11 protein-coding genes are annotated in these 13,193 nt (G+C 65.8%); 2 read left to right on the forward strand and 9 right to left on the reverse strand.

Annotated elements, in window-relative coordinates; translation table 11 throughout:
* Positions 1–83: 83 nt before the first annotated feature.
* The 5 genes from lexA to BRAGE_RS0113810 all read right to left on the reverse strand — a co-directional run bounded on the left by lexA (position 84) and on the right by BRAGE_RS0113810 (position 4,539).
* Positions 84–785, reverse strand: a complete 702-nt coding sequence (lexA, locus tag BRAGE_RS0113785) for a transcriptional repressor LexA (protein WP_027559402.1) — start codon at positions 783–785, stop codon at positions 84–86.
* A 176-nt stretch (positions 786–961) separates the two neighbouring features.
* Entirely contained in the window at positions 962–2,173 is a 1,212-nt protein-coding gene (locus BRAGE_RS0113790) for a molybdopterin molybdotransferase MoeA (RefSeq protein ID WP_027559401.1), read from the reverse strand.
* 232 nt (positions 2,174–2,405) lie between these two features.
* Entirely contained in the window at positions 2,406–2,600 is a 195-nt protein-coding gene (locus BRAGE_RS0113800; RefSeq protein WP_027559400.1) for a hypothetical protein, read from the reverse strand.
* 167 nt (positions 2,601–2,767) lie between these two features.
* Positions 2,768–3,397 carry an HAD family hydrolase gene (locus BRAGE_RS0113805; protein ID WP_027559399.1) on the reverse strand — a complete coding sequence of 210 codons (630 nt, stop codon included), beginning with the start codon at positions 3,395–3,397 and terminating at the stop codon, positions 2,768–2,770.
* A gap of 8 nt (positions 3,398–3,405) precedes the next feature.
* Positions 3,406–4,539, reverse strand: coding sequence for an alpha-hydroxy acid oxidase (locus tag BRAGE_RS0113810; RefSeq protein WP_027559398.1), 1,134 nt, complete (start codon positions 4,537–4,539; stop codon positions 3,406–3,408).
* A 318-nt stretch (positions 4,540–4,857) separates the two neighbouring features.
* Between BRAGE_RS0113810 and BRAGE_RS0113815 the strand changes: the two genes are divergently transcribed.
* Positions 4,858–6,195 carry a S41 family peptidase gene (locus tag BRAGE_RS0113815; RefSeq protein WP_027559397.1) on the forward strand — a complete coding sequence of 446 codons (1,338 nt, stop codon included), beginning with the start codon at positions 4,858–4,860 and terminating at the stop codon, positions 6,193–6,195.
* 73 nt (positions 6,196–6,268) lie between these two features.
* On the opposite strand, the gene BRAGE_RS0113820 is transcribed toward BRAGE_RS0113815, so the two are convergent.
* The gene (locus BRAGE_RS0113820) at positions 6,269–7,024 is read right to left on the reverse strand and encodes an SDR family oxidoreductase (RefSeq protein ID WP_027559396.1); all 756 of its coding nucleotides are present in this window, start codon (positions 7,022–7,024) and stop codon (positions 6,269–6,271) included.
* A 318-nt stretch (positions 7,025–7,342) separates the two neighbouring features.
* The gene (locus BRAGE_RS0113825; protein WP_027559395.1) at positions 7,343–10,063 is read right to left on the reverse strand and encodes a bifunctional diguanylate cyclase/phosphodiesterase; all 2,721 of its coding nucleotides are present in this window, start codon (positions 10,061–10,063) and stop codon (positions 7,343–7,345) included.
* Between the two features lie 314 nt (positions 10,064–10,377).
* Here BRAGE_RS0113825 and BRAGE_RS0113830 point away from each other — a divergent pair, with 314 nt between their 5' ends.
* Positions 10,378–10,542, forward strand: a complete 165-nt coding sequence (locus BRAGE_RS0113830) for a Flp family type IVb pilin (protein WP_027559394.1) — start codon at positions 10,378–10,380, stop codon at positions 10,540–10,542.
* On the opposite strand, the gene BRAGE_RS0113835 is transcribed toward BRAGE_RS0113830, so the two are convergent.
* Positions 10,523–11,779 (reverse strand): MFS transporter, encoded by a 1,257-nt coding sequence (locus BRAGE_RS0113835; protein ID WP_027559393.1) that lies wholly within the window; start codon positions 11,777–11,779, stop codon positions 10,523–10,525. The two genes, BRAGE_RS0113830 and BRAGE_RS0113835, sit on opposite strands and share 20 nt — an antisense overlap.
* Entirely contained in the window at positions 11,776–13,191 is a 1,416-nt protein-coding gene (locus tag BRAGE_RS0113840) for an amidase (protein ID WP_027559392.1), read from the reverse strand. The genes BRAGE_RS0113835 and BRAGE_RS0113840 overlap by 4 nt, the downstream gene beginning before the upstream one ends.
* Positions 13,192–13,193: the final 2 nt, after the last annotated feature.

Raw genomic sequence — 13,193 nt, forward strand, 5'->3', positions numbered from 1 at the left:
CGCGAGCGGACAATCATCCGCTCCGATCTCTAGTCGGCGATGCCGATCGAAGCGCGCGGACAGCGCGCCTAGTACTTGCGGTATCAGTACTTCCGATAAAGCCCGATCAGCTTGCCCTGAATCTTGACCCGGTTCGGCGGAAGGATGCGCACCTCATAGGCCGCATTGGCGGGCTCGAGCGCGATCGAGGCGCCGCGGCGGCGGAAGCGCTTCAAGGTCGCTTCCTCGTCGTCGATCAGCGCCACCACGATGTCGCCGGTGTCGGCGCTCTCGTTGCGCTGGATCAGCGCCATGTCGCCGTCGAGGATGCCGGCTTCCACCATGGAATCGCCGCGCACTTCGAGCGCGTAGTGCTCGCCCGAGCCGAGCATATCGGGCGGGACGCTGATGGTGTGGCTGCGGGTCTGCAACGCCTCGATCGGCGTGCCGGCCGCGATCCGGCCCATCACCGGCACCGCGACGGGACGCTCGCCCTCGTCCGCAGGCGGGCTGGAGGTCGTGCGGACCTTGCCGAGATTGCCCTCGATGACGCTCGGCGTGAAGCCGCGGCGATTGCCGGCGGCCGCCTGCAGCTCGGGCAGCTTGATCACCTCGATGGCGCGGGCGCGGTTGGGCAGGCGGCGGATGAAGCCGCGCTCCTCGAGCGCGGTGATCAGGCGATGGATGCCTGATTTCGAGCGCAGATCGAGCGCGTCCTTCATCTCGTCGAAGGAGGGCGGTACGCCGCTTTCCTTCAGTCGCTCGCTGATGAACCGCAGGAGCTCGTACTGTTTGCGCGTTAACATCTCGACCAAAATCCCCCGGTTGATGTCGTTCGATTCCGAGACGCTGAATTCAGCGATAAGCCGCTGCATGCTCGAAACAAATCATGAACGGACACTATATGTTCGATACATGTTCCGCAACTGCTTAATTTACCGTGAACGCGACAAAGTTCGCGTCACGCGTGTGGCCAGCGCGTTCAGACCGGCAGGCGCAGCACCTCGCAAGGTGTGCCGGCTTCGGCCTTCGGCGCGAACGGCGCGCGCACGAGAAGTGCCTGTGCCGCAGCGAGATTCGCAAGCAGCGAGGAATCCTGGTGATTGACGGGAAGGGCGATCAGCGTGCCGTCGTCGCGCGTCTCCAGGCGTGCGCGCAGATAATCTTCGCGCTGGTCGTTGGCGCCGACGTCGCGGCCCAGCACCGCGCGCTCGCGGCGATGGTGAATCACGGAGCGGCCCGACAGCGCCCGAATCAGCGGCACCATGAACAGGAAGGCGCACACATAGGATGACACGGGATTGCCGGGCAGGCCGATCACGCGCATCGCCGCCAACCTTCCATGCATCATCGGCTTGCCGGGCCGCATCGCGATCTTCCAGAACGTCATCGCGGTGCCCTCGGCCTTCAGCGCCTGCTGGACCAGATCGTGGTCGCCGACCGAGGCGCCGCCGGTGGTGATCAGGATGTCGGCGCCGCTCGCGCGGGCGCGGCGTATGCCCGCGGTGGTGGCGTCCAGGGTATCGGCGGCAACACCGAGATCGACGGTATCGGCGCCCTCGCTGCGGGCGAGCGCGTGCAGGGCATAGCCGTTGGAATAGACGATCTGGCCGGGGCCAGGCGTGGTGCCCGGCATCACCAGCTCGTCGCCGGTGGCGAGAATCGCGACCTTCGGGCGGCGGTGGACGGGTAGAAACGGGTGATTCATGCCGGCGGCGAGCGCGAGGTCGCGCTCCGTCAGCCGGATGCCCTTGCGCAGCAGCACGTCGCCCTCGCTGAAATCGACACCGGCGGGGCGGATGTGTCGTCCCGTCACGGCCGCTTCCTTGATCGTGATGCGCCTGCCGTCCGCAACCGTGTCCTCCTGGATCACGACCGCGTCTGCGCCGTCGGGAACGACGCCGCCGGTGAAGATCCGCACGGCTTCGCCGGCGCCGACCGATCCTGCAAACGGCCGCCCCGCCGCGACCTCGCCGATCACGGTGAGCTGGGAATCGATCTTGGCGGCGTCGGCCGCACGCACCGCATAGCCATCCATCGCCGACATCGCCTGCGGCGGCTGGGTGCGCCGCGCCGCGACGTCGTGGGCAAGCACGCGCTGGAAGGCCTGGTCGAGGGCGAGCATTTCTTCAGGCAGCGGCTCTGCGCCGGCAAGCACCGCGGCAAGCGCGTCAGAAACCGGCATCAGGGCCACGGGTGAAAACTCCAGCTGCGCCCCGTTCGGGCAAATCGGCGGCGAGAGTTCTAGCCGAGTGCAGGCGCAGAGGCAAAAAGGCGATCACGCAGGATGATTCATCCTGCGTTGTCCGCTCTGCAGTGAGGGATAGACGTCAAGTCCGCCGCGGCATGATCCAGAAGGCGAGACAGACCGGGACGAGGATGGCCATGGCGAGGACGAGAAGGACGAGTGCCACGGCCAGCATCGGTCAACTCCCCGGCTGCTCGTCCGGACTGACGTCCGGCGCTTTGGGACTCTGATCCTTGTCGGGCAGCGGATCGGCCTGCGATTTCAGGTCGGCGGCCTTGCTGATCAGCTTGGCGGAGAGCTCAGAATCCGAGGTGGTTCTGGCGTATTTCATCAGCAGCGAGGCCTGCTTGGTGAGGTAGGTTTTGCCCAACACGACGATAAGCCTGATGTAGAATTCCCAACGGACTCATGAGTCCGGAAGCCGGTATTCGTTCCGGGAACTCCGTACAAAATTGCACAAAGTGATTGGGTTCCTCATTTTGCGCCAAATTAGGTCCAGCACCGGCGCGCCCCAGCGACGGGCCGAACCGGCCCCCAACGTCAAACCCCGAGTGCCTTCAAGGCGTTCCCGACATCGGTGGGCGAGGTCACATGCACCGCGGTCAAGCCGCGGGCGCGGGCTCCCTCGATGTTCTCGGCAAGATCGTCGAAGAATACGATCCGGTTGGCCGGCACGCCGATGGCGGCCACGACATGGTCGAAAGCCTCCGCGTCCGGCTTGCGCAGGCCGATGCTGGAGGACAGGTAGACCTCGCGGAAATGGCCGAGCAGGTCGGCATATTCCTTCGAGAAATAGTCCACGTGCGGCCGGTTGGTGTTGGAGAAGGCGTAGAGCGGCATTTGCCGCGCCGCGCGCGGCAACAGCTCGGCAATGTCTGGCATCTCGCCGGCGAAGACCGCGTTCCAGCCCTCCAGGAACTGCGCGTCGGAAATGCCGATCCCGAGTGAGGTGCGCAGCGAGGCGAAATAGTCCTCGTCGCTGATCTTGCCGACCTCGTGCAGCCGGTAGGCCTCGTCGCGCACATAGCGCGCGACGATGGCTTCGGGCTTGCAGCCGGCATGTCCCGCCCAGCAGTCGATCGCCTTGGAGAAATCGATGTCGAGCACCACGCGCCCGAGATCGAACAGAAGCGCATCGGCGCTGCCGGGAGAGAGCGAGGTCACCTGCATCCTTTCATTCAGTACCGGTAGGGGTCGTGATCGAACAGCGGGAACGCGCTGAACACGCCCGGCGCATTGGTCGCGGTCGCCGGATGCAGGCAGGACTTGCTGACCTCGGCGAAGGATGTGGCGCCCAACAGGCCGAGGCAGCGCAGCACCTCGTCCTCCAGCAGTTCCAGCATCCGCGTGACGCCGGCTTCGCCCGCCGCCGCCAGCGCCCAGCATTGCAGCCGGCCGATGCCGACGAGGTCGGCGCCCGCCGCGACCGCCTTGACGATGTCGGTGCCGCGGCAGAAGCCGCCGTCGACCATGATCTTGGCGCGGCCCTTCACGGCCTCGACGATCTCAGGGAGCACATGCATGGCGCCACGACCGTGATCGAGCTGGCGCCCGCCATGGTTGGAGACGTAGATCCACTCGACGCCATGGTCGAGCGCGATCAGCGCATCCTCGGCGGTGGCGATGCCCTTGAGGATCAGGGGTATCTTGAACTTGTCCTTGATCATCTTCACGGTCCGCCACTCCAGGCCCTTCTGGTAGTCGCCCCCGGTGGCGCGCAGGCGGCTCTCGCGAACATAGCGCTTGGCGATGTCACGTTCGCGACGGCTGTAATGGGCGGTGTCCACGGTCAGGCAGAACGCGGCGTAGGCGTTCTTCTCGCTCCTGGCGACGACATCGGCGACGAAGGCATCGTCACCGCGGACATAGAGCTGGTAGAGGCGCAGCGCATCGGGGGCAGCCTCGGCGGTCTTCTCCAGACCAGGCTCCGACACCGAGCTCAGCATATGCGCCGCACCGAAGGTGCCGGCCGCGCGCGCGACGCTCGCGGCGCCATCGGGGTCAAAAATCTCGAGCGCGCCGACCGGGGCCAGCACCACCGGCAGGCGCATCCTGCGGCCAAACTGCTCGACCGAGCCGTCGACCTTGCGGACGTCACGCAGCACGCGCGGGCGGAAGGCGATCTCGTCCAGCGCCATGCGGTTGCGGCGCATCGTGGTCTCTGTCTCGGCGGCGCCGACGATGTAGTCCCAGGCATTCTGGTTGAGGTTGGCACGCGCCTTCCGGACGAATTCGTGCAGATTTTGGAACGGCTCGTTGCTGGCGCCGAGTTCGACGTTCCGTTCCGGCCGGATGCGGGGTGCTTCGTTCATTGTTATCCTCCCGAGAATTTGAAGCCTTGTCTCATCGCCTTAGCCCGTCCGGACCTGCAAAACCATCCTAAGATCGCATACCTGCGAGGCGTGGCCCATCCGACCGATTCCGCTTTGCTTGAAACGATTTCGGAACGTTGCCAAAAGTTTAGGTCTCGGGCCAAGGCTTTTTGGCGAAGGGATTTTTGCCATGCACCCGCCAGCGTGGCAGCCCGGCCATGAAGAAACCTGAATGGTGTTGTGAGAAGCGGGCTGGATCGCCATTTGCATGGCGGCTTCCAGACCTCCAAAGAGAACCGCCAGCTAAGAAGGCCCTCCATGCGGAAATCCCTGCTGTTCCCCCTGGGCGCGCTCACCGGAGCGTGTCTGACCCTTCTGGTAGCGAGCCCCCATGGCGGCGTATGGGCGGCACGGGCGGCAGCGAGCGCGGATGATGCGTATAACCAGCTCAACCTGTTCGGCGAGGTCTTCGAGCGCGTGAAGGCGAGCTATGTCGAGAAGCCCGACAATGCCAAGCTGATCGAAGGTGCGATCACGGGCATGGTGACATCGCTCGATCCGCATTCGCGCTACATGAACGACAAGGCCTGGACCGAGATGCAGGAGACCACCTCCGGCGAGTTCGGCGGCCTCGGCATCGAGGTCACGATGGAGGAGGGCCTGGTCAAGGTCGTCTCGCCGATCGACGACACGCCGGCATCCAAGGCCGGCATCATGTCCGGCGACCTCATCGCCAAGATCGACGGCGAGGCCGTGCAGGGCATGACGCTCGAGCAGGCCGTCAACAAGATGAAGGGGCCGGTCGACACCAAGACCAAGCTCACGATCGTGCGCAAGGGCGCGGATGCGCCGCTCGATGTCGCGATCACGCGCGAGATCATCCACGTGCGCCCGGTGCGATTCCATGTCGAGAATGGCGACATCGGCTATATCCGCGTCACTTCGTTCAACGAGCAGACCACCGACGGGCTGAAGAAGGCGATCGCCGCGATCTCCAAGCAGGTCCCGCAGGAGAAGCTCGTCGGCTATGTGATGGACCTGCGCAACAACCCGGGCGGCCTGCTCGACCAGGCCGTGTCGGTATCGAGCGCCTTCCTGCAGCGTGGCGAGGTCGTCTCGACCCGCGGCCGCAATCCGGAAGAGACTCAGCGCTTCACCGCGCATGGCGGCGACCTCACCAAGGGCAAGCCGCTCGTGATCCTGGTCAATGGCGGTTCGGCTTCGGCCTCGGAGATCGTGGCCGGTGCGCTGCATGATCACAAGCGCGCGACGATCATCGGCACGCGCTCGTTCGGCAAGGGCTCGGTGCAGACCATCATCCCGCTCGGCACCGGCAACGGCGCGCTGGCGCTGACCACCGCGCGCTACTACACGCCGTCGGGCCGCTCGATCCAGGCCCAGGGCATCGCGCCCGACATCGAGATCCTCCAGGACGTGCCGGCGGAGCTGAAGGGCCGGATGGACACCATGGCGGAGTCGCAGATGCGCGGCCACCTCTCGGCTGCCGACGGCACGGAGCAGACCGGATCGCAGTCCTACGTTCCTCCGAAGGAGGAGGACGACAAGGCGCTGCACGCGGCTTACGATTTCCTCCACGGCCAGACCGCGAATGCGGTCGCCGCCAAGCCCGCGCCGAAGGCTGCGGTGCCGAACTAAACCCTACAACGTCGAGACATCGATCGCCCGGGAGTGGATACCGCTCCCGGGCGAATTCGTTTTGGGCGCCGGCTCAGCTCGGATTCATGGCTGCGAAGGTCGCCTCGTAGCGGCCGTCGCGCTCGGCCCAGCGGCGGGCGCGGTCGCGCTCGACCAGCACCTCGTCGCGAGGGTGAACCCGCAGCTCCAGCAGTTGCATCACTTCCGCGATGTAGGCGGCAAGCGGCATGGCGCGCGCGTCGCTGGCCTGCTGCGTGCCGGTGAGCTCGGTCTGCACATAGGGCGGCGCGAGCTCCAGCACCTCGACCGGAATCCTGCGGAGCTGGTGCCGCAATGATTGCAGCCAGGAGTGCAGGAACGCCTTGCTGGCGCAGTAGGCCGGGAAGTCGGCGCGGGGCACGAAGGCAAGGTTCGAGCTGGTCGCGATGATCGTGGCGTTCCGCTGCGTCTTCAGGAGCGGCAGAAATGCCGCCGTGACGCGCAGCACGCCGACAATGTTGGTCGCGACGATGGCTTCTGCATCGGAAGCATCCCAGCCGTCCGCCGTCATGTCCTCCGGCCGCGAGATGCCGGCATTGGCGATCAGCACGTTGAGCTCGGGGAAGCGCGCGCACAGATCAGCCGACAGGCGCGGTAGCTCCGTGGCATCATCGAGGTCGAGCGGCAGGCCGATCAGGCCGGGGCGTTCAGCCGCGATCTGATCGAGCAGGGCCTGCCGCCTGCCGGTGACGATGACGCGATTGCCGCGGTCGTGGAAAGCTTCGGCCAGCGCGCGGCCGATGCCGCTGGTGCCGCCGGTGATGAGGATCGTGTTGCCGGTCATCTTCATGGTTGCCGCCTTTCGATGGAGGTGAAGGCCACGGCAACCCAGAAGACCCCGGCAGCGAGCAACCCGACAAGACCGCGAACATCCAGGCGCACAGGACTCGCGCTGGAATCGACGTCTTGAACGGGGAAATGTCCGCAAGCGGGGAAAGTGATGGCATGACCGTGGCGTCTCGTGAATCGAGATCTCCCAGCCGGGATCCTCTCGACAAAGGACGCGTTGGATGACGGTAACGCCTACGGCAGCGGCGTTTCGGCGGCTGCAAGTGCTGAAATACTTTGGCCTGATGCCACCGTCAAGCACGGCGGGCAGGCCGAATGGCTAGCTCGCCTCGCGGCGGCGGCTTTCCGCGCCGTTGCGCTCGGCGAGCCGACTGCGATGCAGGGTGAACAGCTCCAGCACCTGGTCGGCGGACTTTGCGGCGCTGAACAGATAGCCCTGCATCTCCGAGCAGCCGAGCGCGCGGAGCAGGCGCTGCTGCTCCTCGGTCTCGACGCCCTCGGCCGTGGTGGCCATGCGGCGGGCGGCAGCCAGATTGACGACGGCCTGCACGATGCTGGCGGAGCCGTCGGGACCGGCGATGTCCTTGACGAAGCAGCGGTCGATCTTGATCTTGTCGAACGGGAAGCGGTGCAGATAGCTCAGCGACGAGTAGCCGGTGCCGAAATCGTCGAGCGCGATGCGCACGCCGATGGCGCGCAGCTGGTGCAGGATCGCGAGCGCCGCATCGTCGTCGCGGATCAGCACCGCCTCGGTGATCTCGAGCTCGAGCCGGCTCGCCGGCAGATTGGAGGCGGCGAGCGCCGCCATGATCTTCAGCGCCAGCGTGCCGCTCTTGAACTGTACCGGCGAGACGTTGACGGCGAGGCGGATATCGTCGGGCCAGCCCGCCGCATCCCGACAGGCAGTCGCCAGCACCCATTCGCCGATCTCGTTGATCAGGCCGGTATCCTCGGCGATCGGGATGAACTCGGCCGGCGAGACCATGCCACGCTCGGGATGGCGCCAGCGCACCAGCGCCTCGCAGCCGGTGATGCGGTCGTCCTTCAGGCCGAGGCAGGGCTGGTAATAGACCTCGAGGCCTTCATGCGCGATGGCGTGGCGAAGGTCGATCTCGAGCTGCCGCCGCTCGTGCACCTTGGCGTCCATCTCCGGCTCGAAGAAGCGATAGGTGCGGCGTCCGGCGGATTTGGCCGCATACATCGCCATATCCGCGTTCTTGAGGATCTGGTCGAGCACGGTGCCGTGCTCCGGTGCGAGCGCAATGCCGATGCTGGCATCGGTGGTGAGATGATGGCCCATGCAGTCGTACGGGGCGCGGATCGCCTGAAAGACCCTCGCGACGAGCTCGTTGACTTGGTCCGGCGACGTCACGGCGCTCTGCACGATGGCGAATTCGTCGCCGCCGAGCCGCGCCACGAAATCCGCGGGGCCAATGCACCGGCTCAGGCTCGCCGCCACCGACTTCAGCAGCTCGTCGCCGACGAGATGGCCGAGCGCGTCGTTGACGCCTTTGAACTCGTCGATGTCGATATAGTGCACCGCGACCTGTTCGCCGGCCGTGACGCCAGCCAGCTCCGCGCGCAGATGCTCGTGGAACATGGCGCGGTTGGGCAGGTCGGTGAACGCGTCGTAGTGGGCGAGATGGGTGATGCGCTCCTCGATGCGCCGGCGCTCGGTGATGTCCTCGTGCGTGGCGACCCAGCCGCCGTCGGCGAGCGGTTCGTTGAGAATGTGGATCGAGCGGCCGTCGGCGGTGTCGACCACCATGGAGTTGCGGACATGGATGTCGCGCAGCACGCGCGCGACATAGTCCTGGACGTTGCCGGTGAAGGAGCCGGTCGCCTTGCGATGGGCGATGATGTCGTCGAAGCTGGAGCTGGGCTTCACCACGTCCGGCGACAGTCCGTACATCTCGATGTAGCGCTGGTTGCAGACCACGAGCCGCCGTTCGGCGTCGAACAGCAGCAGGCCCTGCGTCATGTTGTTGACGGCGCGATCGAGACGCTGCTTCTCCAGCGTCAGCAGCTCGCGGGAAGCGCGATGCTGCTCCAGCAGCTTGCGCACGATGGCGATCAGAACGCCGGCGATGGCGAGCGCGGAGGCGCCGGCGACCGAGATCAGGATGCTGATCTGCTCGCGCCAGTCAGTCAGGGCCGCGGCGCGCGTCGTGGTGGCCATGATCAGGATCGGGAAGTGGGGCAGGGCCCGTGCCGAGGCCAGCCGGTCCTCGCCGTCGACCGGGCTCATGAAGCGGCCGGCGAAATGATCGAGGCCGAAAATCCTCTGCTGCTCGAACGAGCCGGTCTTGAAATTCCGTCCCATCAGCTCGCCGGAATGGGGATAGCGGGCGAGCAGCGTGCCGTCCCGGTGCAGCATCGAGATCGTCGCGCCATCGCCGAGGACGACGGAGGCGAAGAACTTCTCGAAATTGGCGGGCTCGATGCCGCGTCCGACCACGCCCATGAACTCGCCGTTCGGCCCCACGATCTTGCGGACGATCAGGATGGTCCAGGCGCCCGAGATGCGGCTGTGCAGGGGCTCGATCAGGACATCAGGCGAATAGGGATCGTATTTGAAGGTGCGGAAATAGGCGCGGTCGGCGACATTCACTTTCGGGGCCGGCCAGGCCGTCGACGAATTGATCAAGTTGCCTTCGGCATCGATGATGTTGACGCCGCCGATGTATGGCAGGGCCTCGATCTTCGAGCGCAGCATGCGGTGGACCTCCTGGCCGGAGAGACGCTTGCGATAGTCCTCCGCGGAGTTGATTCCGGTGGTGCGGACGTGGTCGACGAAATCCTTCTGGATGACCGCGAAATCCTGCAGCTGCTGATCGAAATGGTGGGCAAGCAGCAGTGCGGTGTTTTCCAGCTCGCGGCCGGCGTTGCGCAACGCGCGCTCGCGGAAATTCTGCGCCATCAGCGTCGCGCCGACGGCAATCGCCGCGATCAAAAGCGTGCCGCCCACCACCAGCCAGCGGATCGGTCCGCTGCGCACGAAGGCTTGGTCAAAAAGGCGGCTGCCAAATCTCGTCATCATGCTGGATCATTGCCGTGCACACGTCAGGGTCAATTCTTGAGCCCGAAAACATCCGTTGGTTTACGGGAACGGTGTGGAGGCGAAGTTAGGAAGGCTGGTTAATGCGACATGAAGGAACGCGCGCAAAAGCAATCGATCTGTGCGCGAGAATGGCGATGCAGGAATTGCCGGACGTCCCGACCATGCCGGTCAATTTCTGCCGCGCGGGCCGCGATCAACCAAGGCTTAACCATCTAAGTTGCTGGCGATCCTAACGGCGACTTTGGCACGTGATTTGCGAAAAGCCCTGCGAACGAGACAGAGAGGATGCGATCGTGAAAAACGTTTTGAAGAACTTCATTGCCGACGAATCCGGGGCGACCGCCATCGAATACGGCCTGATCGCCGCCGGCATCGCGCTTGCGATCATCACCGTCATCAACGGGATGGGCAGCAAGCTCAGCGCAAAATTCGGATCGATCAGCTCGTCGCTGAAGTGACCGTGCGCGCTCCGCTGCGCGCCAATATCGCCATCACGATCAGCGCCGCGATGATGTTCGCGGCGGCGCTGAGCAGGATCGGCAGCGCGTAGCTGTGGCTCGAGTCATAGGCAAAGCCGGCGGCGCTCGGGCCGACCAGCGTGCCGAAGGCGACGCTGGTGTAGAGAACGCCGATGATGCCGCTGACATTGCGTCCGCCAAAATAGTCCATCACGACCGCCGGCAGGACCGCGACCCAGCCGCCGTAGAACACGCCATAGACGAAGGCGAAGGCGGCGAGTGCCCAGACATCTGCCGCGACGGCCCAGATCACCATCGCGAACGCCATTCCGATCAGCACCATGATCAGCGAGCGGTCGCGGCCCATCCGGTCGGCAAGCGCGCCGAGGAAGAACCGGCCTGCGGTGCTGCCGGCCCCGATCATCCCGAGCAACAGCACGGCCGATGATGCCGCGACCCCGCGGTCGCGCGCGTAGGGCACGAGATGGACGAACGGAACGAAGGCGCCGAAGGAGCAGACGAGGCATGACACATAGAGACCGGCAAAACGCGTCGATCGGACGGCCTCACGCACGGAGGCGCCGCCTGCGTTGGTGGCAGCGGAGGCTTCGCGAGGTGGATCGCCGTCCGGGCCGAGGTCCCGGTCCTTCGGATCGTTCTCGATCAGCAGAGCGAGCCCGCCGCCGAGCACCAGTGCGATCGCGCCCAGCGCCAGATAGGCGCCGCGCCAGCCGACCGATGCGATCAGAAGCGAGGCTAGCGGCGGCATCGCCAGCGTGCCGAGCCCAATGCCGCTGACCGCGAGCCCGGAGGCAAAACCGCGGCGCCGCACGAACCAGCGTTGCACCGCGCCGATCGCGGGAACATAGGCGCAGCCGACCCCAATGCCGACGCCCAGCCCATAGGCGAGATAGACCTCGACGAGCGAGCGCGCGATGCTTGCGGCCGCAAGCCCGACCGCGACCAGGATCATGCCGGCGACCGCGAGCGGCCGCGAGCCGAGCCGATCGGCAAGGGGACCACTGACGAGACCGAGCGCGAAGTAGAGGAAGCCCGCGATCGAAAACACCAGCGAGATCGAGCCGCGCGAGGCGCCGAAATCGCGCTGGAGCGGCTCGAGAAAGGCGCTGAACGTGTAGGCGGAGCCGAAGCCGACGAACATGACGGCGAATGCCGCTGCGACGACGAACCAGCCGTGGAAAATGCTCCGATGAGCCTGCGTGGATTGATTGGTCAATGTTGCCTCCGCGAGGTGAGAGAAGGATGGCGATGATGCCAGGACGTCGCGCGCTGGAATGCGGCGCCGGAACGGACGAGCACGGCTTCGTCGAGATGGGCCGCGACGAGCTGGAACGCGATCGGCATTCCATCCGCCGATACGCCGCCCGGCAGCGTGATCGTGGGATGACCGGTCATGTCGAACGGGCAGGTGTAGCGCTGCAGCTTTGCGATCAGGTCCGGCCGTTCGCCGAGCGTGCTGATCATGGCGAGCGTCACAGGCGGCAACGGGTGCACCGGGATCAGCAGCACGTCGATGGTCTCGAACAGTGCAACCACGCGTCCGCGCAGCGCGAGCCGCCGCAAAAGGATCTTCTGGTAATCGAGCGCGGAGAGCGCGCGACCGGCCTCGATCACCGCGGCGAGGATCGGGCCATACTCGACCTTGCGGGCGGGATAGGTCGCCTCGTGCGCGACCGCAGCCTCGATCGCGCAATTCGGCGCCCAATCGGCGATCGCCTGCGTCACGTCGGGAAATTTGACATCGACGATGTCAGCGCCGAGCGAGCGGAAGACCTCGATGGCGTCCGCCAGCACGCGCTGTGTCGTGAGCTCCACGTCGTCATTGTTCCAAGCCGCGTCGACACCGATCCGCAAGCCGCGTACGTCCTGTGCAGCCAAGGCGAGAAAGTCGGGCACCGGATCGCACAGCGACGTCGGATCATTCGGGTCGTGTCCGGCGATCACGCCGAGCAGCGCGCCGGCATCGGTCGCGCTGCGAGCGATCGGGCCGACATGGTCGAGCGTCGCGGCCAGCTCGAACGCACCGTGACGGCTGACCCGCCCCCAGCTGGGCTTCAGTCCGGTCAGGCCGTTGGCCGCCGACGGCCACCGGATCGAGCCGCCGGTGTCGGAGCCGAGGGAGGCGAAGCAGAGCCCGGCGGCGGTCGCGACCGCCGCTCCGCTGGATGAAATGCCCGGCCAGTAAGCCGCATTCCACGGATTCTGCGGCGGCGTCACCTGCGGATGGTGATCGGAATAGGCGCCCTCCGTGAGCTGCACCTTGCCGAGCACCACTGCGCCGGCGTCCTTGAGCCGCCGCACGACGGTCGCATCGTCACCGGGACAAAAGTTGCGATGAACTGTGGTGCCGGCCGCTGTCGGAATACCCTTGGTCCAGAACAGATCCTTCAGCGCTACCGGCACGCCGTGCAGCGGGCCCCGGTATCGGCCATGTGCGATTTCGGCGTCCGCGGCTTCCGCCGCGGCAATCGCCGTTTCCGCCATCACGTGGACGTAGCTGGAGAGCTCACGGTCCAGAGCGTCGATACGGCCGAGTTGCGCGCGAGTCACCTCCAGCGCGGAGATGTCGCGCGCCTTGATGCGCGCCGCGAGCTCGGTGAGTTCGAGATAGTGAAGGGCTTCGGTCACGG

The sequence above is a fragment of the Bradyrhizobium genosp. SA-4 str. CB756 genome, assembly GCF_000473125.1.
Classification (GTDB): domain Bacteria; phylum Pseudomonadota; class Alphaproteobacteria; order Rhizobiales; family Xanthobacteraceae; genus Bradyrhizobium; species Bradyrhizobium arachidis.